This is a genomic window from Emticicia sp. GW821-FHT11C11, assembly GCF_058808615.1.
The window spans coordinates 395,246-418,741 of sequence record NZ_JBXARV010000003.1; the positions used below are offsets into that span (position 1 = coordinate 395,246).

A 23,496-nucleotide genomic window follows, 5' to 3' on the forward strand; every position below is an offset into this window, starting at 1 on the left:
AATTACTCTTGTTTGGGTTTTAAATAATAAACTCCTTTAAAATCATCTGGAACTTTATTCATGAAATCCTTAAACATTTCTTTACTTCCCGCACAGTTAGGTCCTGTTTGACATCCCTCGGAAATAGGTCGTCCAGTGCTAGTGCTTAAGCTAGGTCGTCCACTATTGCCAGCGTGGAAAAATACTCCAGTTAACGTTTGTTCACTTACAGGTTTACCTTTAGGGTCATTCGGGTTTCCATTTACTGTTGGTAATTCTTTTCCTCCATTAATTATCAATGCCTGTTCATTAGGATATTTACTTCTATTCCCCGCTTCAGCAGGATATGTCCCTTCTTTCAATGTCCCATACTTTGTGACATCCGCAGGAACAGTATTACCATTTATAGCTGCAGTGGGACCAGTCTTGTCGCTCTCTAAGTACAATTCGAACTTTGCACTATTGATGGGTTCATTCAAATTTTTATCACGATTATGTGTACCAACTAAAACATTTTTCCCCAAATATTTATCACCTTTTTGCAAGTCTTTGTCATTTGCGCTGGTAACTTTCTCATCCCACAATATCTTTCCTTTTCTATCTACCCAATCTGTACCTTCACGACCATCAGGATCAATAAATCGTATCGGGTTATTAAAGCCGTAATTATACGGGGTTGTATTAGTAAATTTTTCAAAAAGAGGATCTATTGTATTAAAACGACCAATCGTAGCATCATACATCCGGGCGCCGTAGTCTAAGTAATTCAAGGTACCTTGTAATTCTTTGCCGTTGTAGGTAAAGCGGTCTCGCAACTCAAAACTCGGTAGCTTGGTTTTATCGGCTACTACTTCTTGCTCAATAGCTACACCCCATGGGTCATAATGGTTTTCCTGTGTCACCAGTGTCGGGTAAGCCTGGTTGCTTTGTGTGGCATTCGGTCTTTCTATACATCGGCAACTGGTGCGCAGGTTGCCCAGATGGTCTTTCAGTTGGTACTCGTATCGTCCATATTTAGCCAAAGTAGGTAATGCCACTGCCGTTTTGTTAGCATTATAAACCCGTAGTCGCTCAGCCGGTATCCATCTTCCTTCAGCATTGCCAACAAACTCCAGCGTATCATTCAGGTAAACAGCGTTGCCTATGTAATCATAGCGTTTAGTGCCGTCATACATCTGTAATTTCTGCCCGCCATTGGTGTAGGTATATTCATAATTTACACCATTTGCCACTATTTTACTAACCAGCTTCTGGTTGTTATAGGTAATGCCACCATCATTAATACCCCGGCCTACGTCTTTTTTCACGCTACCATCCGTATAATAGTCATAAGAAGAGGCTTTAGCGTAGGTAGTGGTTCCTCCATCTGTAATACTCGCCAACTGATTGGGGCTGTTAGCATTATAACCGTAGGCAAGATTATCAACTGTTACACCCCCGGCCTTGCGTTGCATGGTCAGGATGTTTCCGTTGGCATCATAAGTCACCCCCGGGTCATTAATACTTGCCCCGCCTAATAAAAATACAGAAGTCCCTGCTCTCTTCAACTCGGCACTTTGCAAACGTTTAAAGTTATCATATTTATAGTCAAATACAAACTCCTGGCTTGGTTCAATATCGTAAGTATCTGTAAACAATCCGGTTGTGGTGTATTGGGCTTTGGTGATGGCCGTTCTATACTTTTGCTCTTTAATGTTTCCATCAGCGGTATAAGCTAAGCTCATGCCAAAGAAATCATATTCTTTGGTTGCGGCCACTTTTAAACCAGACGGATCATTGATTGATTTCAGCCAGCCTCTGATATTATAGCTGTAGTCAACCACCTGTGTGCGGCAACCGAGTATCTTCTTCGTCATTTCACCGATGTCATTATAGGTGTATTGTGCCACAGGTTGCCATTTCTCAGAGTAAGTGTCTTTATCTATCTTCTGGCACAAGGCTGTTGTGCGCCCGCCATAGTCATAGCCTGTTTTGGTTCTTGTAACCAGCGACCCCTTATTTTCAACACTTTGATACGTAGCCAGTGTCCGGCCTGTAAAGTCGAGTAATGTGGTGCTATAGTCGGTGCCATACTTGTGGTTTTTCTTTACCGTCTGTATGACCCTGTTTTTATTATCATAGTAGATAGTGGTTGGCAACACTTTCTCTGCCCTATTCTCAATGCTGCCATCCGGATTATAAATGGCTTCCCAGTATCCTACCATGAGCCCTTTCAGGTTGCCGGTTTTTAGATTCAAGTCCATTCCGTCGGGCTTTTTGTCAACATGAAGAGGGAGGTTATAAGCAGTAGGAATAATATCGTGGCTGTCATAGAAAACCTGCTTAACCACTTTCTCGGTTCCGTTGGTACCTTTCTTTTCACTAACTGCTACCTGGCGATTTAAATCATCATAGCTAATCTGCGTTACCAGTAGCTCATCGTTACGATAATCAGTAGTGCTTATTAAGCGGTCGCGAGAGTCGTAGCTCATCGTCACAGCATTTTTAGCACCCGGTACTTTCTTCTTGCTCATCAAACCTCTGTCATTAAACTCATACTGAAAGAGCAACTCATGGAAAGCTAAGGAATCAAACAGATTAAAAGACGAGCCAAATCCGGGCGCTATTAGCCTTAGTGAGGCCTCGGGCGGTATCACACATACCAGTTGATTAAAATCATTATATACATAATAGGTTCTTTGTTCGCCTAAGTCTTTGCATATCACTTTTCCGTCCCGGTCTTTGTATTCATAGGTAGTCAATGTACTGACACCATCAGCTGTTTCAACTGATGAAGTCTTGAATAACGTATTAGCCGGATAGGTACCTTTTGTAACGGCAGAACCACTAACCGTGAACATCAGGATGTCGCTACCATTGGTGCCATAGCCTATCTGAGTATTCCCGTTTAATTCTTGTGCATCATAACCGGGGCCTTTCTGATTCAAGGCACGGCTCAAAGGAGAAGTTTCAAAATCTGTAAGCGTATAAGATTTGTTACTGCCCTTATTGGTGCTATACCAGTTAGTAGTGCTGGCAGATGCATTTTCAACGAACTTACCTCCATTGCCTATTTTAGGATAAGGCAAGTAGCCTTTAGGCGTACGCCCGAACGGGTCATATTCAATGGCTTGTACTAAATCCTGTTTATCCGGCCCTGCCTGTATATTTATCTTTTGAACAGGTCTACCCAAACCATCCATATAGGTAACCGTCTGTGTACCAGACGTAGCATTCTCATTCAGATAAGTGGTTTCAACCACATAGTTTTTCTCCGACGGGAAATTAGTAACCAAGTCGGGGTTCTGAACCGCTATATCATCACAATTACCACCTTCACAATCGCAGGTTACTGAAATTACCCTCAGCTTAATTTCTTTGTAGCAGGTAGTACTATTGGAATAGGATACTCTGTAAACCTTATCTTCGTATGGCGCAGTAGGGCTGGTCTTACCTGGACGAATATAAAGCGGTATATTACTGTTTGTGTTTCGTACTGTTAAACCGCTGGCACCTTTGGGGTCATCAAATAATGCAGCGGCTACTTGCATATCCTGCCATTTGAAATCAGAAGTATTGTCATTTAAAGCGGTAGCAATCAACTTAACCGACGACCCTTCAACTATCTTATATGGCGCTGCGTTTGATGCCAGGTTGATGTTAATCTTAGGATTAGTGGCCAGTTCAAAAGCCGGGCACTCAGCCACTACTAGTGCTGCAGCCGGATCAAGATACTCTGCTGAAACCAATTGTTTAATGCCAGACCCCAACTGCCATTTTAAGCGTACAAAACTTTCGTTCTCACTCTGTTTATGGTGTACCTCTATCTGATATTTTACTCCGGCAGTTAAAGTAACAGTGTCAGATGCAAATTCGGTCTCATGATTATTCGGTTGACCGGGGATCAGTATAATTTCCTGAAGAGTCGATCCTTTTTTCAAATACAACCTGGCGCTATTGTCGGCCTGCATATAGAATTTGTAAGTTCCGGTAGCGGGCGGACAGATAAAGCCTGTTACTCTTGCAATAAAGAACTGATTAGAGACATCCCTTATATCGAACATTTTTTCTGCCGAAGTCATGTCCGGAGCGTAGGTAGAGTCACTTTTCGGCTTGTTAAAAACGTTGTTCACTAAATACTGATACGTAAAATCTCTAATATCTGAACCTTCAATACCTTTCCAGCGATCATAATTAACTTTTTTCTGTACGGTACATGTCGTTCCACAAGAAATGGTTACTTCCTGCACATTGGCATAACACACATTAGCAGTTGGCTGGTCGGCCGGTATGCCATTTGCCCGCGTCCTGACGTATACTTTGTATGGGCCACTTAATAATGAATTGAATATATTTGAAGTTTGCCAGGTACTGTTATCAAGACTATACTCAATTGTTCGTCCAGTGGTATTTCCTGCAACTCCTACTGTAATTTTACCCAGATTGCCTGAACAACTTGTTACTGCTTCAACATTCAGCTCCTCACAATTATTTACAAGTAATTTTACGGTTGAAGAACTGGTGCACGATAAATTTTGTGTTAGTTCGGTAATAGTAAATGTATAAGTACCCTCATTGGCAGTCTTTGTTACACCCGTTAAAACAGGTCTTATCTGAGAAGATGAAAAACCACTCGGGCCGGTCCAGCTATAAGTTACTTCATTCGGATTATCACCAACTACTTTTCCCGTCAGGACTACATTTCTACCCGACTGCGCCGGATTTGATTCGGCAACAGCCTCAATTTTAGATACCGGAGCATGCTTTATTTCAACCCGTTCACTTTCGTCGCTACCCAGCACACAACCGGAAGTTTTAGCGTAATAAACCCCATCTGCATCAATACTTCCGGGTACTACAAAAGTTGCACTGGCAGATTGATTCAGAGGAATTGATGACCCTTCCTTATACCAAAAAGCATTAGAAGTTGCAGTTAGTGTTATTGGTGTACCCTCACAAACATTCTGAGTTGCGGTTGGGGTTATACTCACGCATTTTTGTATTTGAATGGGTTTATATGTTTCGCAGGTTGTTCCGTTGGCACCTGTATATCTTAGTACAAAGTTCTGGTTACTACCACTTACTGCATTTTGTGGTATGGTGTAATACGAGCCTGAACCTACTTGCAATCCGTTCAGAAACCATTTATAATCCTGTTTTTGTGGAGCCTTGTCCTCATTTGCGGGTATGGTTACAATCTGTACGTTACCTCCAAATACAATATGGTTATAATTATTATTGGCAACACTTTTAGTTTTATCGCTGTTTTCAAATGCCCAGTATTTTTCTAATGAAATCGCCGGCACATTGTTTCTGCTTTCGGCATATTCAGTTAATGTCTGAGAAGTTAGCGCAGGAGTAGCCCCCAAGGTACTGAACCATTGCCTTATCTCGTCTATCATACCTACATATCCCTTATTTTGATCATATCCTATATAAGTTTCGTATGTATCAGGTGACTGAACATCATAAATAGAAAAAATACTCTGATTAGCCTGTCCCACTAGAATTCCATTTATATATAATTCAGGCGTGTGGTTTCTATATACTAAAGCAATATGATTCCACCCGGTCATTGTTCTGATTACTGAAATAGCTACTCTTCTTGAATTACTAATATGAGGTATTTCTTCAATTAATGTAATACCATTCGAACCTACTGAGAGTGTATTTAAGAATGTTACCTCATAAGGAGTGCCATTGGCCGAACGAACTTCTCTTTTAAAGTATCCGAGAAAAGTTCTGTGCTTTTCACCCGGGCCTATATAGCCTGTTGTAATATTTTTATTATTTTCGGCTTTAATCCAGGCTTCAAAAGTATTTGACTGAGTACCAGCGTGTGTCCCTAATTGAATACTATTGCTGCCATTTAAGTACGCAACATAACCTAAGCCTGTAGGTGTATTAGAGCTAAAACTTACTGGTTCAGCATATAAAGTTGGTAAAAGCCCTGCCCTTTCACTGATTATCTCATTAGGTGCGGCAGTAATTAACGGAGCTTTACCGCAGTCTCCTACCACTTCGTCTTTACAGTCGATCGAAAATTCGGTTAAAATCTTACAACCGACGTTTTCCAACGAAGCTCCTTCAACGATTTCCAGCTTATAATAACCTCTTTCCAGGTCAACTATTTCAATAGATGACACATCTATACCTGATGCAATGCTTGTCCAATTATTATCGACAGGTTCGTATGTCCCGAAATTACTTGTACTATAGGTCTTTTTATATAAACGATACTGTAAAACGTTGGAAGTTGAATGCCCGGTAAGATACACCACATGTTTTGCTTTACGAGTAGCCACATTACAGGTTGTCTGAGAGTCGTGATTAGAATCCAGAGCCAGCGTACAACACTGTATAATGACCGGATTGATATGATAAGGCCATATGTATTGTCCACTGGGGTCTTTTACTTTTACCTCATATTTATTGTTGGGAGGGAGAGTCCAGGGGAAACTAAAATACCCATAGCTAGCTACAGGTACACTAACATTTACAACACTACCATTGGTAGTTATATTTTTGTATTCAATCGTAACAGGATTAATCGTCAACCCAGGATTGTTGGAATCACTTATCCAGCCACTTACATTATCGCAAAAAGCATTACTGATACTTGCCTGATAATTAGGGGTCAACGGAGTCCGGATTTCAATTGAACCACCGGAAGTACAACCACTATTAACAACAGACAATGTATACGTACCATTCATCCGCTGCCCATCTACAAGGCTGAAACCTGTTACATTCCTTGTACTTCCGTCGGGTAAAGTCCACGTGTGAGCGCAGGTAGGGCAATTATAACTTGAATATAGGGTAGTAGTTCCGGCGGTAGCATTACCTGTGAACGTATACATAGGTACTGCAGAAAAGCTGCAAGGACACACAGTTAATGTAATTTCTTTTTCACACCATACGCCATTTTTCAATAATCTTAAAATATAGGTGCCGCTGTCATCCAGTGAAGCATGTTCTTTTACCGTAAAGGCTGCTGTAGTACTTATTATTGTGCCATTACGTTTCCATTCTATGGCATCATAAGATGCCCCGCCCTCTATGCCCCCATAAAGAATTAAAGGATCACCTACTGATACCCCGCATTGACTGGCAGTTGCATTTGAGTTTGCAAAGAGCGTAAAATCACCACAACCAGTATTACTTGTAATGTTCACAGCATAAGAACTCCAGTCACTTTCGCAGTTACTATTAGTTACACATTTAGCTCGATACTCATAAGTTCCGGGCGATTTACTCGCAGTCTGAATAATTCTCTGTGCAGATTCAATATTATTATCTTCCCAAACCACGCTATTACTGCCGCAACTTGCTATTAGCGTAAATGGGGTGCCCTGTTGCACAGAACTTGAAGTGCCTGATATAGTAGGAGAGTTTGGTCTTAGTTTTTTAAATCTGGTTATCGTTGTGGTAGTGTCCTCAGCAGAGAGATTTCCGGCACCTTTACAGGTTATTTTTACTTTTCTTATAAGTGATTCAGCAATAGCGCAATCATAACAAGGATAAGATAAACCTGAAAAAGTATGATTTAATGTATCATTCGTTAACAGAATATTGCCAGAGTTAAAAATTAACGCTTCATAAACATTTGGGGCTGGACGGAAGGTTTGATTATTTGGATTATTTGCATCTATATCCCACATTTCTATATCAATAGAAGCTTTTAACTCATCTTCAGTTGTAATTTTACCATTTAAACTTGTAGGAACGGGACAGTTTCTAATATTTATACTCCAGGTACCTCCGCAAGTATCCGTCGGGCTTCCCTCTATTCGATAATAGGTTATTGTCAGAGTGGGCGTAGCGTTGATTAAATTATAACGTGAATTATCGGCTATTGAAACGTCTTTTTTAAAGTTTACTTTAACCGAAGCTTTCTTTATGAAGTAATTATTTGCTATTCCCCCGCCATTGTTTCTCAAAAGCTCAAAACTATTTTCTGTATTAGCATTTTCAAAAAAACCTTTAATAGTAAACTCCTGTTTAGGGTTATTTTTATCTACTTTCCCTTGTATAAGGTCATAATAAGTACCGCCAGTCTGTACAAAACCTGCTGGTAAAAGCATTTTCAGGGTAAACTCATTCGCGTTTTCAAACTGGAATATCAACCTTGGGCTTACATCTATATACTCTGCAGTTATTCTTATCTCAAACTCTTCGCCGGCTACTACAGAATCTTTATTCGTACTTAATCTGAACCTAACCGGATCAAAACCAAAGCGATTATCAACAATTTCTGTTTTTCTAAAATTCTGCGCTACCGAATCATACTTGTAATACTCTTGATTATCATCATCTCCGTTGCTTATCTGTAGTAATTTACTTGTAAGCAGCCTTTCTTTAGAGATAGCCGGAAGGGGTCTTATTGGTAAAGGTTTAATGGGTTTTATACTATTAACTTCTCTCGGCTCATTAATTGAAGTGTTAAATGAGGAAGAATCAATATCTTTTGAAACCGAATTATCAAGAATGGATTGTCTTATATCTGAATCAATAGAAACTGACTCTGCCAATTCCATAGAATAGCCTTTGCTGGGGGTAGAATCAGGTACTATTGTATTGTAATTACTTGTAAGTAGTTCTTCTTTGGTAAATATCTTGGCCTCTTTCAAAGGCATAAAACTAACAAGAAGAAAAAAAACTAAAATTGAACTAAATACGTGTTTAGGTCTAATATTTTTCATGATGCAGATAGTAAAATCAAATCCTCTCCTACTCGCGTTATGCGTTTATTTTTTCTCTAGTTGTTCAACTTTTAATTTTAGCGCCTTTATTTCTTTATTTTGTTCAATCATGTATAAGGTCAATTCTTCTACTTTTTTCAAAAGCAGTCTGTTCATTTCTCCCAGATCTTGCCCCTCTTTTTCTACTTCTTTAGCGGATGGAATTTCCGGCAGGTGTTTATTTTGTTTCGCGAAATGTTCAACCTCTTCCAGGCTAGGCAGTTTATAATCCGCATTGAACACAAAGTCTGGCCAGGCTCCGCTTACTTGTTTCTTCACTTTTATTTTTTCAGTAATTATGCCCCCGGTAACAGCTAGTTTGTATCCGACAGGTATCGTTGCTGAACCAATACCTACGTTACCATTTTCAAATAGCCAGGAGCCATTGCCACTCGTGAAATTGAATTTCCCGATACTGGCTGGTCTATATTCAATCCCGTTAGAGATACCGCCTATATAATGATTGGCTATATCATTATTCAATCCGATTTTTGCTGACGTAAGAATATTTCCGGTAACGTGCAGTTTTTCGCTTGGGGCAGTAGTTGCGATTCCGAGGTTCCCTGCTACATAATTTTTTGCTGTTCCGGACATATACAAATTCCAACGGTTTGCACCTTCATTGATGCCCCCATGGTAAGCATAATTATTAACTGCTCCTACTAATGAACCACCTACCGAGAAACCATATTGATTAGTAACGGTACTACCTGCCCCAAATGTACCTTGGCCAGCCGAATAGTGATAAACAGATCCTACAGTAAAGCTTGCTGCTGCAGTACTAATATTTGAATGATACATGTAAGCATTAGTTGTTACGTCAGATTGAATTACTGCTGCATTTGCCATACTGAAACTCGTAGTAGCCCCTGTTAATGCCTTGCTAATACTAAGATTATATCCTGTAAGATATGGAGAGCCTATTCCTAAAGAACCCGCCATATAGTTGTTTGCGGTACCTGCATTATAGGTGTTCCAACGTCCGGTACCTGACGGAATATTACCATAAAATCCATAGTTATTTGTGGCGCCAGTTAAAGTAGTGCCCGTATAAAATCCATATTGATTTGTTACTGTACTTCCCGCACCAAAGGTTCCTTGTTCAGCAATGTAGTGGCCTAGCCCCGTAAGAGTAAATGAAGCTGCTGCGGTTTTTGCATAAGTTCTATAATAAACTCCGGTACTTGTTACGTCAGATTGAATAACTCCATCAGAATACATGGCGTAAGATCCGGTTGCACCCGTAATGTTCTTAGAAATACGTAAAGAATGTGAAGACAAGTCTGTAGAACCAATACCCAAACCACCTGCCATATAGTTATCCGCGGTTCCATTCATGTATAAATTCCATCTATTTGTTCCTGCGGGAATGTTTCCGTAAAACCCGTAATTATTTGTAGCTCCTGTTAGTGAAGAACCCGCAGAGAACCCATACTGGGAAGTTAATGCACTTCCCGCTCCAATTGTCCCTTGATTAGCTGCATAATGATAGCCAGACCCTAATGTAAAACTTGCTGCCTGTGTACTTAATGACGTATGATTCATATATGCCGCTGCTGTTACATCTGACTGAACAACTCCTATATTTGAAGTACCATACGCAGTGGTAGCACCAGTGATGGATTTTTGCATCCTTAAATTATATCCTGTAAGAGTAGTAGAGCCAATTCCAACTCTCCCATCTATTAAAACTTCATCTTTAAAGCGATTTTTGTATACGACAATCATCTGTGCACTTCCTGTAAGGGGTTCATCCACTACCGTCCACCCCTCAAACCAGCTAGCTTGTTCAGACTGACCTTTTGAAAATGCCCTTATCATAAACCGCTGATAATAATCTTTAGAATCTATAAAAATGACAACTTTATCATTCTCATTTGCTAATTTGATTACAGGGGTATAACTTCCGAAAGAAGATGCCTGATACCTCTGAAAAGCATTGGGAGGAGTACCTCCAGGACCAAAGTACACATACGAATTAAGCAATAACCCTATTGTTTCTCCGGCTGTAAGACCATGATTATATCCTTCAATTATTATAGTGGTCATAGAACCAGCAGCCGTGAATGGTATATTCGTTTTTATTTTAACACCATTGGTAGGTGTACCATTATAGTTATACGTTACCGGTTGATAAACCTGCCCATACGAAACGGATGTAATAAATAGAATCAGGTATAAAAGTTTTTTCATAGATTTATCAGCTAAGTGCCTGTTTAAGCACCTAATTTGTTGTTAGTTTAAAAATTGAATATTGTTTCTTACCTGAAACTTTTCTTAAATAGAGCCCAGGTTTAACAAGTCTAAAATGTTGAATAATCTATAATGAATAGTCATACCCTTTTAAAGTCAGGTTATGAGAATTCTTAGAATTTTCAAACAAATCTAATTACCACGTCTAAATGAATACCGAAAATTTGAAGTAATAATCTACCATTGGTTCATGAAGCTTGTTTACAGTCACGACACAAATAAATGCTTTTTGGAAATACACTAAATACTATGAGTTGTCATTTGAAAAGATTATTTCTGCCACAAGCATTTTGTTAAAAGTCACATGCATTTTAATATATTAAGAATAGAATCAGGTGTTATTGAATTTTTCTTTTCCAATACATTACTTGTACAAAGAAAAGCCTTTACATTACTAAATGCAATAGTTGACTTAGATTTTTTATTGATATATAAATTGCAAGTTTTTAGTCTTCAGCAATTGATAATTTATATAAGAACGGGTAATTTGTAACGGACTAGCCTTAATATGGCAACACAACTCTGAACGTCTTTCTGAAGACAATAAGCGAATATCAAATATTCAGTTCACTCCAATATGAATGGAAATTCCAGATTATTAAGACCTATTTAGCTCTAAAGATTAAATTAAAATCGCATCACTGACATTCAAAAATATTGTCCAAAAAAGTTAAAAAACGAACCAACGGTTCGATTGTACGCCCTCTCAGCCCGCAAAAAGCACTCAGAGATGAGTGCTTTTTTTGTTTTGACGATTTTGGAATACCTGCAGGGGGGCGCGGCGGTGCGACGTCTCTCTTCGAGCCCCTGTTCAGCCCGTAAAAAAGCACTAAGAGATGGGTGTTTTTTGGGTTTTAAGGTGTTTGATTCAGTTGGCTAGAATTGATTCGGGAATAGCCAACCAGGATAATCTTTGAAGGCATCAACATATTGTATTCTCGCATTTGATGGAGAACTCAAAATACGCTTGCCTGAACGTCTAAATCCTCGTTCTCTAGCTCGTTCAGCAATAAGACAGATGGATATTCCTTGTAAGAAAGTACTCTAATATCCATACTTGTGTGTTTTTTCTTTCATTAGCAAACGAATTGAGGCTAAGGATTGACGCTATTTTAGACGCATTGTGAATCTTATTTTTTGAAGCTATTGTACTCTTCTTCTGTTACTTTTTGAAACCATGTTGTTCTTCCTCGAGCAGTATTAGGCGTCACAGCAATTTGAGTGAATCCGATTTCAGGCGAAGCGCCGTGCCAATGTGGCGTATCAGAAGGACATTTAACAGAATCGCCTTTGCGTAGTATTCGGATGGGCTTTCCTTTTTCCTGATAGTAGCCAATCCCTCCAACGGCTATCAATACTTGTCCACCTGCATGAGAATGCCAATAGGTTCTTGCTCCCGGTTCAAATGTTACATGAACAACCGGAATATTGAATGAACTATCTGTCTCTATAAAATTATATACCCATGCTGCTCCTGTAAAATTAGCCGTTGAGACTCTTTCTCCTTTTGGGAAAATCGAGTCGTTAGCTGTACTTATTGCCATTTGAGCTTTTGTCAGATAAGGGATTAAAACGAATAAAAATATTGTCACTTTTTTCAGAAGTGCTGTAATGATTTTCATGTTATTTGTGCGGTTTTTACGTTTGACTGATGCATCATTTAAGCGTCCGATACTCATTGGGTGAATATCCCACCTTCTGCTTAAATAACCGGCTCAAATGCTGAGGGTACCTGAACCCTAATTCATAGGCAATTTCACTAACAGATTTATCAGAACCAAATATCCTTTTTTTGGCCATATCTACTATTTTCAATTGAATGTATTCCTGAGCCGATTTGCCCGTTTCTTTCTTAACCAGGTCTCCAAAATAATTAGTCGATAAATGCAGTTGAGAGGCACAGTATCCTACTGTTGGCAAGCCCAATGTGTGTGGTTTATCTGATTGAAAATACGCATTCAATAAGTCTTCAAGTTTTTCTATGATGCTTTTATGCACATTGTTGCGGGTAACAAACTGCCTTTCATAAAAGCGTATACAATAGTCAAGAAAGAGTTCGATATTGGCTATAATAAGCTTCCGGCTGTGTTTATCATTCACTTGTTTTAATTCATATTCGATTTTCGAAAAACAATCCAGTACGATTTGTTTCTCTTCTTCAGATACATGCAGTGCCTCATTGGCCTCATAAGAGAAAAATGTATAATCACTCATGTGCCGCCAAAGGAGACTGCCGTGAATCAGATCCGGGTGAAAAGCTAATGCCAGACCCTGGGGTTGGTAATATTCTTCTTTATTAGACCCAATTACCTGACCGGGTGCCAGAAAAATCAATGTTCCTTCCTGGTAATCATAATTTTTGCACCCATACCTCAGGTCGCCGCAATCAGATTTTTTAAAGAATACTATATAAAAGTCGTAGCTGAAACGCCGGTATTGTCTGGGGTCTGCATTATCCAGGTGAACAATACTAACCAGCGGATGAAAAGTTTGCTGTTTGTTAAAGGTATTGTAATCAGCAATGGTATCAAACCGCATGATACTATCCATAGGCTTCTTTCTTATAAGGATGTCTTACAAATTTATACTTTAAGAGTGACTTCTCCATCAGCAACGCTATTAATCAGTGATTTTGATACAGAATACCGTAATCTGTATACAACTGCTTAAATGAAACTTCAGGAACTTTGTAAAACTTTAGATTCTATTTATCTGATTACTAATCGAATCTTCTATGAAAAAACACACCATTCAAATAATACTGGTTGGCCTTATTGTTTCTATAAGCTTTCTACTGGTTGCATGGATTGCGCAAAAACCGGAAGATAATGGCTGGGGCACCTACAAAGCTGATGCTAACAGCAGCAGTTATTCTCCTTTGACTCAGATTGACGTCAATAATGTTGACCAACTAAAACTTGCCTGGAAATTCGATTTTACGGATAAAAAATCCGGGATTGCTGATAATATTCAATGTAACCCGATAATTGTTGATGGCGTAATGTATTCTACCTCTACCAATACATGGGTCTATGCCAACGATGCCGCTACGGGGAAGCTCCTCTGGTCTTATGACCCAAATGACGGTAAAGATATAGGTGGCAGAAACCGGGCTGTAACTTATTGGGCCAGTGGCAACGATAAGCGTATTCTGTTCTCGGCCGCTAATTTTCTGATTGCCCTTGATGCTAAAACCGGGAAACCGATATCAACTTTTGGTCAGAATGGAAAAGTGAACATGAACTATGGGTTGCGGGACGCTCCTGAAAAAATTCAGGTTTCCATGTCTTCGCCTGGCATTATTTACAAAAACCTTATCATAGTCGGCTCTCGACTTGCCGATTTTTATGGTGCTCCTCCGGGCTATATCCGTGCTTATAATTGCATGACTGGTAAATTAGTATGGACATTTCATACCATTCCTAAACCCGGTGAGAAAGGGTATGATACCTGGCCGCCGGAAGCTCATAAAATTAATGGTGGTACTAATAGTTGGGCAGGGATGGCTATAGATGCTAAAAGAGGTATGGTGTTCATGTCGCTGGGTTCGCCAACTTATGATTTTTATGGGGCAGATAGAAAAGGAACAAACTTATATGGTAACTGTGTGTTAGCCTTAGATGCGGCTACAGGCAAATACAAATGGCATTTTCAGACAGTACATCACGATATCTGGGACTATGATTTGCCCTCTCCACCCAATCTGGTAACAGTAAATCAAGGAGGAAAGAAAATAGATGCTGTCGCTCAAACGTCAAAACAAGGATTTGTGTTTGTATTGAACCGAGACAATGGCAAGTCACTTTTTCCTATAGAAGAAAGACCTGTACCGGCTTCAAATATTCCGGGTGAGGAAGCTAATCTAACCCAGCCTTTCCCATTAAAACCTAAGCCTTTTGCGCGACAACTGATTACTGAAAACGATCTGACGCATTATTCAGACAAAGACCATGAAGCTTTACTGAAGCAATTCAGAGCCATGCGTAATGAAGGCTTATTTACGCCTCCGGATTTGACTAAAGAAACCATTATGTTTCCGGGGACTCGTGGCGGAGCAGAATGGGGTGGTTCGGCTTTTGACCCAGTTACTACCCATTTATATATCCGATCAAATGAAGCTCCCGACATCATTACCATGTCAAAGTTAAAAACAGAGCCTACTACTCAGACGGTAACAGAATACGGTAAGACAATTTATCAAAAGCATTGTGTTGCTTGCCATGGACAAGACCTCAAAGGTATCCCAGGTACTTTCCCTTCACTGGTAAACCTGAAAAAGACCAAAACCCAGGCATTAGTTTTAGAGAAAATCAGAATTGGCGGTGGTCAGATGCCTGCCTATAAAGGGATATTGAATGAAAAAGAAGAGGATGCGATTATCAAATTTTTATTTGAAGTAGAAGACAAAACCTTAATAGAAGTAGCGGGTGAAACCAAAGAACGATATGCCAATCGGACCGGATACAGGACATGGAAAGACCCAAGCGGGAATCCGGCCATAAAAGGGCCGCTGGGTACACTCAATGCCCTCAACCTTTCAACAGGTGAGTATGACTGGCAGATACCCCTTGGTTTTGACCCAAAACTAAATGTAGAGAGAGAAAATAATACAGGGATGGAAGGTAAATCGGGTCCGACAATTACAGCAGGGGGCTTGTTGTTTATCGGAGGCTCACTGGATAAAAAATTGAGAGCATTTGACAAGAAAACAGGCAAGTTGTTGTGGGAAACAACCCTGCCATCCAACAACAATGCGAACGTAAGTACTTATCAGGTGAAAGGTGTACAATATGTATCTCTGATAGTGGGAGGTACTGCCGAAAACCCGTCGGGGTCGATTATGACTTTTGCCTTACCAGGCAAGTAACAGGATTATTCCAATTAACAACAATAAAATATGAGACAAATAATTTTCATTGTGCTTTGTAGCCTTTCTTCAAATGAGGTGCTTGCGCAGAAAAAGTTAGAAAAAATCTGGCAGACAGACACCACTTTACTTATACCTGAGTCTGTAAAATTCGATTCCAAAGCTAAGATTTTGTACGTATCTAACATTGGAATTAGGGGCAAAGATAATACCGGTTTTATAAGTAAAGTTGGCTTGGATGGAAAGATTATTGACAAAGAATGGATAAAGGGTCTTACAGCTACTAAGGGGCTCGGATTGTATAAAAATTTATTATATGCTGCCGAGCCGACAACTGTGGCTGTAATAGACATAGACAAAGCCGCTATTATGAAACGTATACCAGTAGACGGGGCTCAACTGTTGAATGATATAACAGTTGATGACAAAGGGATTGTTTATGTAAGCGACTTTAGAGGCAATAAAGTCTATCGGATTGAAAACGAAAAAGCCTCTTTATACCTTGACAACATGACGAGTGCCAATGGTTTATTCGCGAGAGATAATAACCTGTACATATTGGCCAACAATTCGCTTCAAAAAGCTGATTCCAATAAAAATTTGACGAGTTTGGTTACTGGCCTGGAAGCATTTCCTGATGGGGTTGAAATGGTAAAGTCGGATGAGTTCATTGTATCTATCTATAGTGGTATAATTTATTATCTGAAAGCTGACGGATCGAAACAGGTCATGCTTGACACCCGTCAAGGGACATCCAAATCCAACTCAGGAGATATCGGTTTTGATCCGGCAACCAATATGATTTATGTGCCCACACTAGCCAAAATGGTTATTGCTTATAAATTTACAGATTAGTTCAGCACACTTAAAATTCACATTTATTGCATATTACCATGACAACCCCAATCAAGTCCTTAGCATTTGTCGGAACCATAACAGGATTTTACTTGTACCTTGGTTTATTGCCATCTGTGGCACAAACTTTACCTCCAGTAGAAACACTACCCCCGACTGCCGATTACAAGCCTGCTTTCATGGGTCAGACAAGAGCGCCGGGCGCACAAACGCAAACAAAAATTAGTGCCACCGTGATTAATAGTGAATTGAAATCACCATGGGCATTACGTTGTCTGCCTGATGGTCGGTTTATTATTACAGAGAAGAACGGGGCTATACGTATACTGAAAGCCGATGGTAGTTTTGATAGAGATGTTGCAGGAGTGCCACCTGTAGCCGCAGGTTACCAGGGAGGTATGCTTGATCTGAATTTTGATACTTCATTTGCTAAAGACCGAACATTATTCTGGTCTTATTCCGAACAAGTGCCGGAGGGTTTTCTGTTAGCTGTTGCCAAAGGTGTTTTATCAGCTGATTACAGTAAGCTTGAAAATGTGAAAGTAATTTATCGCGCTATACCTGCTACCAGTAGCAAGAATCTGCAATTCGGTTCAAGAATTGTTTTTGATAAACAAGGAAACCTGTTTGTAAGTACTGGCGATCGCAGCGCCGTTGAAATGCGTGTCAAAGCACAAGACCTCGATGCGGCGACCGGGAAAATCGTGCATATCACAAGAGACGGAAAGCCAGTTCCCGGAGGGCCATTTGCACAGAAGGCTGGCGCATTACCCGAAATATACGCCTATGGCTTAAGAAACCCCGAAGGGATGACCATTAATCCGGCTACAGGAGATATATGGGAATCAGAGTTTGGCCCTCGTGGAGGTGATGAAATTAATATCATTAAGCCCGGTCAGAATTATGGCTGGCCTGTCATTACTTACGGAATTGAATACCGGGGTGAAAAACTTACGATTGGAGATGGCATTCAACAGAAAGAAGGGATGATCCAACCTATCTATTATTGGAACCCAAGTATTTCGCCATGCGGTATAACCTTTTACGAAGGCAACCTGATTCCTGAATGGAAAGGTAATCTATTTGTCGCTTGTTTAAGTGGCGTTCATATCATCAGGCTTATCATTAAAGACGATAAGGTGGTCGCAGAAGAACGATTATTAAGCGATAAGGGCGAACGTTGGCGTTCTTTAGCCACAGGAAAAGACGGTGCATTATATGGGGTTACCGATAGCGGTAAACTGTATCGAATTGGTAAGTAAAAAAAGCAATAACGAAGCACTTTATATAAGTATTCTAAACGAGTCCTCATCAAAAAAATACACATTTTATGAAGAATTTCCTCATACTTTTTATTATTAGCTTAATAGTATATGTTATTCCTGGATATGTAAGCGCGCAAGCGGGTCGAGATTCAACTGTGGCAACTCAACCAGCACAAAGACAAGGCGGAGGTTTTTTTACAGGTGGTAGTGCTTCAGTAAGCAGGCTACCCGCAGTACCGGAAATTAACTGTGGCGTATCGAAAGTTAGTTTTCCGGCAGGTGTGCGTACCATATGGCATTCTCATGCTGGTGGACAAATTATTGTTGTAGTTTCAGGTACGGCGTGGTATCAGGAAAAAGGAAAACCTAAGCAAGTTATTGCTCAGGGTGAAGCGGTAATTTGTGCTCCCGGTGTCATGCATTGGCATGGAGCCACCCCCGATGGCCCCATGGCGCACACAGTAGCCACACCAAATTTAGATAAAGGTGGTGTTACTTCTGGTCCTCCGGTAACGGATCAGGAGTATAAATCTTCCAATTGATACTTTTGGGTCGGTTTGCAAGAGTATTCATTTTAAGAATAAAGGACAAGATTTCGATGCTAGCTTTATATTATAGAAATAAAATAAACGCTGTAAAAAATTTATATGAATACTAAATTATTCACATCTGTATTTTTTGTCTTTGTTGCTGCTAGCATAGCTTCATTCGTAGAGCCTGATACGGAGTCTGTAAAGATAACCGTAGGTTCAACTCATAAATCTCCGATAAAGCTCTATATTTTTGATTGCGGTACATTTGAAAATATAGATACTAAAAGACTTGGTTTGGAAAGCAATGAAGTAGCCATTAGCAGAATGGCTATACCATGTTATCTTATTGTACATCCAAAAGGAACATTAATGTGGGACACCGGAGCAGTACCCGATGCGTCCTGGAATTTTAACCGTTCTCCTGTTTCATACAAATTGGTTCTACCCAATGGCCAACGTGACATCACTTTGACCAAACCCCTTAAAATGCAATTGGCAGAAGTCGGCTATTCACCCAGTAATATAAATTATCTTGCCTTATCCCATTACCATTATGATCACACAGCGAACGCCAATGAATTTTCAACCGCCACGTGGCTTGTACGACAAAATGAATTTGATTTGATGTTTGCCAAACAACCTCCCGGGGCAACCGTACCTTCGACTTATTCTGCTCTCAAAAATAGTAAAACGCAAATGATTACTACAGATCAACATGATGTATTTGGGGATGGAACCGTTATTATTAAAGCCGCACCCGGGCATACATCGGGGCATCAGGTTTTATATGTAAAATTGGCAAAGACAGGAAATATTGTTTTATCCGGCGATCTTTATCATTATCCGGAAGAGAGGGTTTTAGGCAGAATACCAACAATTGAATTCAACCAGGAACAAACAAGGTCTTCCAGAAAAGATATTGATGCATTTCTGAAAAAGGAAAATGCACAGCTTTGGATTCAACACGATTTTGGTGCAAATGCTAAGCTTAGAAAAGCACCTGATTACTATGAATAGCATTAGAAATTCTAACACAGCAACAAGCTCATACTGACAGTATTGATGCATCCCAACTCCAATGTATAGCAATATCCGGTGCCAGATATCCGGCTACAAAGGGCGCATCTATCTTCTTGGGCAGGGGTATGGTGCCGCTTACTTTTACATTCCCTGAAATGCTTACACCTGATATTTGTGCAAGGCTGATTAGCGGAGTCAGAAAAAGTAATAAAATTAAATGCTTCATTTGATGGTCGTAATTTTGAATTATATTCTTATGTACATCGGCATGCACATGCAAATTAGCAACCCCATTTTGTAGAAGTTTTGAATTTATTGGAAAGTGATAGAAAAATGATGCTGATTGTTGGTGAAAGTATAAGTGATTAACCAGTTGTACCGATTACAGATTTCTTTAACAATAGATAAGCCTAAACCGCTATTGGGTGACTGAGCTGAGGCTGATACAAATCGCTTAAATAAAGTATTGTTATTTAATGATTCTGTACCGGAATTATAGACGTTGAAAACAGGAGCCTGATAATCAATTCCAATTATTCCGTTCTCATGGTTATGTCTGATGGCATTAACCAACAAATTAGTAAGCATGATTTCCAGTAAGTGTTTGTTTCCTTTAACTATAACCGGCTCTTTGATGAGATTCTCAATGCGGATTTGCTTATTCGTGGCATAGTCTGACAAGATTTCTATATTTTCATCCAGTAACTGATTTACGTGTACGCTTTGTTCATCGGCATATTGATGGTTTTCTATTTTTGCCAGCAATAAAAGATTTTTATTGATGCGTGATACTCTTGCCAATGGAGTATTCAGAGTTGAAATTAACTCCAGTTGCTTCTCGCCGAGACTTTTATCCTGTAGTAATAAATCTATTTTCGATTTTAATAATGCCAATGGTGTTTGTAATTCGTGTGAAGCATTTTCAGTGAATTGCTTTTGCTGATTGTAGACCGCAATGTTGTTATCTATCAGTTTGGTAAGCACCTGATTTAGCTCTTCAAATTCTTCAATATCTGAAGTTGTCAGTTGTATGGATTTATGACTATTGAGATCAAATATTTTAAGTTGATTCAATGTGTTTTTAAATGGTTGCCATATCTGTGTGGCAATTTTTCTGTTAAGAACTATAAAGCCGATAACCAGTAAACTAAAGAACAAAATTGTAACAATTGCTATGGCAATCACGGTTTCGTGGGTTTCTTCCACGTTGGTTTCAACCATTAAATGGTAGGCTTTGCCCTGAATATAAAAGTAGGTCGAAATTCCTCTGAAACGCTCGCCGATCTCATTTGCATATTTATTAGGTCTGATGACTTCATAAACGCTATCTTTCTTAATTTCAGAAGATTGAGCCGACCTGATTTTTATTCCTGGTTGAATCTGACTCCAGACATTAACCGCCTCATCAATCTGATCGCTGCTAAGATTGATACTTTTAAAGCCATCTTTTATATGCCCTTCAACAGTTTTATTATGAACATCAATTTCATTTAACCATATCGTATCAACTACCCAATAGTACGCCGGAATACTTAGGATAAGTATGATTAAAGCATAGAGTGTAAAAACGCGTAAGGGTTTATTTAATAATTTGCTCATATTTCCCATTTGTATCCAGTACCATAGATGGTTTTCAGATAATTTCCACAGCCCGCATCGGTGAGTTTCTTCTTTAGATTTTTAATGTGTGCATAGATAAAATCGTAGTTATCAAGCATATCTGCAATATCACCCGAGAGGTATTCGGCCAATGCACTTTTTGATACGACACGATTTTTATTGCCGATAAAAAACAATAAGAGTCCGAACTCTTTACGAGTCAGGTTTACTATCTCATTATTCACTTTTACCTCCTTTGCCAATACATCAATCTGTAGCTCTTTTTGTTCAATGATGTTTGCATTGTTGAATTGCTTACGACGCATCAACGAATAAATACGAGCCGATAGCTCAGGTAAATGAAAAGGCTTAGCAAGGTAATCATCTGCGCCTAATTTCAAGCCTGCTACTTTATCATCCAAGGCATTTTTAGCCGAAATGATTATGACACCATCTTGTTTATTTTGCTCTTTAATGGCGCGCAGAATTTGTAAACCATTCCCACCAGGCAGCATAATGTCAAGCAATATGCAGTCATAATCGTACAGATGTATTTTTTCGATTGCCTGTTCGTAAGTAGCTGCAAATTCGCAAAGATATTTTTCTGCTTCCAGATAATCGGCAATGTTTTGTGCCAGTTCTTTTTCGTCTTCTATAACCAGTATCTTCATACCGACAAAAATATAATCCCAATTCTGAATTAATTTAGAATATAAAGAAAAATAAGATGTAAACACATTGTTTCTCAATTATCTCAGGATTTTTTCAACAAAATACAGTTAGTAAAACTCTCTCTCTCAGTTAACGTTTCATAAAAGAAAACCAGATTAACAATGCGTCTTTTCTCAATCTTCATAGTATGCTTTATTGCCCATTCAGAATATATTCAAAATCTATTCAGACTTTCGCTGTGAATCAAACACACACACATAATGAAAAATTTACTTTTAAATCTCTTTTTATTTTCAGTTGCACACTTTTCATCTGCACAATCAGCCGTGGTGCCATCTGCCAATCAACAGCAAGACAGTCTTTCGTTCATAAAATCGAAACGAATGTCTGATGCTGATTTAGCCAAAAAGCGGGAAGGGAAATTTATTACAGGTATACCCGATTTTTCTTCAGACCCGGTAACAGGTTTCGGATTTGGGGTGAGGTCTAATCTCTATTGGAATGGATACAGGAATAATCCTCTGTTTGCCTATACGCCCTATCTGGTAAAACTAAAAGCCAATGCGGCGTATTATACCTCTAATGCAAGAGAGCTTATCTTATCGCTGGATGTTCCCTATTACAAAGGAACTCGCTGGCGCTTTAAGCTAGATTTTAAAGCCCAACAGAACCCTGCCAATTTATATTTTGGCTCTACAGAAAAAACACTCGGGTATCTTCATCTACCCTCAGATGAAAATACTGTTTTTCCAACTTATAAAGCTTATGACAGAGCAAGAAAAACGCTAAGACCGGGTGACGCTAATGAAGGGCGGCTTGTAACGGATGCGCTGTCTAACAGGTTCAGAGAAACAGAGTTTATGCTTAACCTGAAAGCTGATTATGCTTTGGGAAATGGCAAGTGGCGCATAATGGGTGGCTACGAAATTCAGCATTTAGATTATAGCACTTTTGAGGGGGAGGAAGCAGAAGCTATAGACCCCGTAACAGGACACAATACCAAAGCACCGAATGGGACATCTTTATTAAGGCGTGATTTTGAACAAGGTCTCATATCAGGATTAAAAGGGGGATGGGTTTCTATTATACAAACCGCGCTAATTTATGATACCAGAGATTTTGAACCTGATCCCACCAAAGGTACTTATATTGAGATTGCGAATGAATTTTCTGGGAAAGCCATTGGCTCACAGTTTGACTTTAACAAACTCTTTTTGCAAGGTCGTTACTACCAGAAACTACCTGTTGGTTCAAGAACTGTTCTGGCCGGCCGGGTAGGTATCGGGAATATTTTTGGTAAGAATGCCCCATTTTTTGAATTTCAGGATCAATGGAGTCCTGATGGCAGTATCAATGCAATGGGAGGGAAGCAGTCCTTACGTGGATTCAGAGCAAACCGTTTTCTGGCAAGATCCATGTGGTTTGCCAATATTGAGTTAAGAGCAAGATTAGTAGAAACCAAATGGGGTAAGCAGCGATTTGCTTTCGGACTTGCTCCATTTTTTGATGCAGGTACAGTCAGAGACAGATGGCAGGATTTAAATTTCAGGCAGGTCAAAACTTCTTATGGCGGAGGACTTAGAATTGCCTGGAATCAATCGACTATACTATCTTTTGACTATGGACTTTCCAGAGAAGACAAATTGTTTTTCTTTGGTATAGGACAAGCTTTTTAGAAGATTCACTACAATTGAATGAAGAAAGTCGTAAGGATTGACTTATACTTTACGACT

At 39.5% G+C, this 23,496-nt stretch carries 13 protein-coding genes; 6 read left to right on the forward strand and 7 right to left on the reverse strand.

Annotated elements, in window-relative coordinates; genetic code table 11:
• Positions 1-2: 2 nt before the first annotated feature.
• The 4 genes from AC1RRY_RS16835 to AC1RRY_RS16850 form a co-directional block, all read right to left on the reverse strand.
• Positions 3-8,594 carry a DUF6443 domain-containing protein gene (locus tag AC1RRY_RS16835; RefSeq protein ID WP_492822478.1) on the reverse strand — a complete coding sequence of 2,864 codons (8,592 nt, stop codon included), beginning with the start codon at positions 8,592-8,594 and terminating at the stop codon, positions 3-5.
• Between the two features lie 111 nt (positions 8,595-8,705).
• A complete protein-coding gene (locus AC1RRY_RS16840; protein ID WP_492822477.1) occupies positions 8,706-10,892 on the reverse strand; it encodes an autotransporter outer membrane beta-barrel domain-containing protein in 2,187 nt (728 codons plus the stop codon).
• Between the two features lie 1,190 nt (positions 10,893-12,082).
• Positions 12,083-12,574: a cupin domain-containing protein gene (locus AC1RRY_RS16845; RefSeq protein ID WP_492822475.1), complete on the reverse strand. Its 492-nt coding sequence runs from the start codon at positions 12,572-12,574 to the stop codon at positions 12,083-12,085.
• A 34-nt stretch (positions 12,575-12,608) separates the two neighbouring features.
• Complete coding sequence (locus AC1RRY_RS16850; protein ID WP_492822473.1) at positions 12,609-13,502, reverse strand: helix-turn-helix domain-containing protein; 894 nt, start codon at positions 13,500-13,502, stop codon at positions 12,609-12,611.
• A 184-nt stretch (positions 13,503-13,686) separates the two neighbouring features.
• Between AC1RRY_RS16850 and AC1RRY_RS16855 the strand changes: the two genes are divergently transcribed.
• The 5 genes from AC1RRY_RS16855 (at position 13,687) to AC1RRY_RS16875 (ending at position 19,489) form a co-directional block, all read left to right on the forward strand.
• A complete protein-coding gene (locus AC1RRY_RS16855; RefSeq protein WP_492822471.1) occupies positions 13,687-15,819 on the forward strand; it encodes a pyrroloquinoline quinone-dependent dehydrogenase in 2,133 nt (710 codons plus the stop codon).
• A gap of 30 nt (positions 15,820-15,849) precedes the next feature.
• The gene (locus tag AC1RRY_RS16860) at positions 15,850-16,674 is read left to right on the forward strand and encodes an SMP-30/gluconolactonase/LRE family protein (protein ID WP_492822469.1); all 825 of its coding nucleotides are present in this window, start codon (positions 15,850-15,852) and stop codon (positions 16,672-16,674) included.
• A 38-nt stretch (positions 16,675-16,712) separates the two neighbouring features.
• A complete protein-coding gene (locus AC1RRY_RS16865; RefSeq protein ID WP_492822467.1) occupies positions 16,713-17,936 on the forward strand; it encodes a PQQ-dependent sugar dehydrogenase in 1,224 nt (407 codons plus the stop codon).
• A 68-nt stretch (positions 17,937-18,004) separates the two neighbouring features.
• Entirely contained in the window at positions 18,005-18,481 is a 477-nt protein-coding gene (locus AC1RRY_RS16870) for a cupin domain-containing protein (protein ID WP_492822465.1), read from the forward strand.
• Positions 18,482-18,586: 105 nt separating this feature from the next.
• Positions 18,587-19,489 (forward strand): N-acyl homoserine lactonase family protein, encoded by a 903-nt coding sequence (locus tag AC1RRY_RS16875; protein WP_492822463.1) that lies wholly within the window; start codon positions 18,587-18,589, stop codon positions 19,487-19,489.
• A 28-nt stretch (positions 19,490-19,517) separates the two neighbouring features.
• Here the strand turns inward: AC1RRY_RS16875 and AC1RRY_RS16880 are convergent, their stop codons facing one another.
• The 3 genes from AC1RRY_RS16880 to AC1RRY_RS16890 all read right to left on the reverse strand — a co-directional run bounded on the left by AC1RRY_RS16880 (position 19,518) and on the right by AC1RRY_RS16890 (position 21,762).
• Positions 19,518-19,718, reverse strand: a complete 201-nt coding sequence (locus tag AC1RRY_RS16880) for a hypothetical protein (protein WP_492822461.1) — start codon at positions 19,716-19,718, stop codon at positions 19,518-19,520.
• Positions 19,719-19,804: 86 nt separating this feature from the next.
• Positions 19,805-21,091, reverse strand: coding sequence for a sensor histidine kinase (locus tag AC1RRY_RS16885; protein ID WP_492822459.1), 1,287 nt, complete (start codon positions 21,089-21,091; stop codon positions 19,805-19,807).
• Positions 21,088-21,762 (reverse strand): response regulator transcription factor, encoded by a 675-nt coding sequence (locus tag AC1RRY_RS16890; RefSeq protein ID WP_492822457.1) that lies wholly within the window; start codon positions 21,760-21,762, stop codon positions 21,088-21,090. The genes AC1RRY_RS16885 and AC1RRY_RS16890 overlap by 4 nt, the downstream gene beginning before the upstream one ends.
• 261 nt (positions 21,763-22,023) lie before the next feature.
• Here AC1RRY_RS16890 and omp85 point away from each other — a divergent pair, with 261 nt between their 5' ends.
• Positions 22,024-23,439, forward strand: coding sequence for an Omp85 family outer membrane protein (gene omp85, locus AC1RRY_RS16895; protein WP_492822455.1), 1,416 nt, complete (start codon positions 22,024-22,026; stop codon positions 23,437-23,439).
• Positions 23,440-23,496 lie beyond the last annotated feature (57 nt).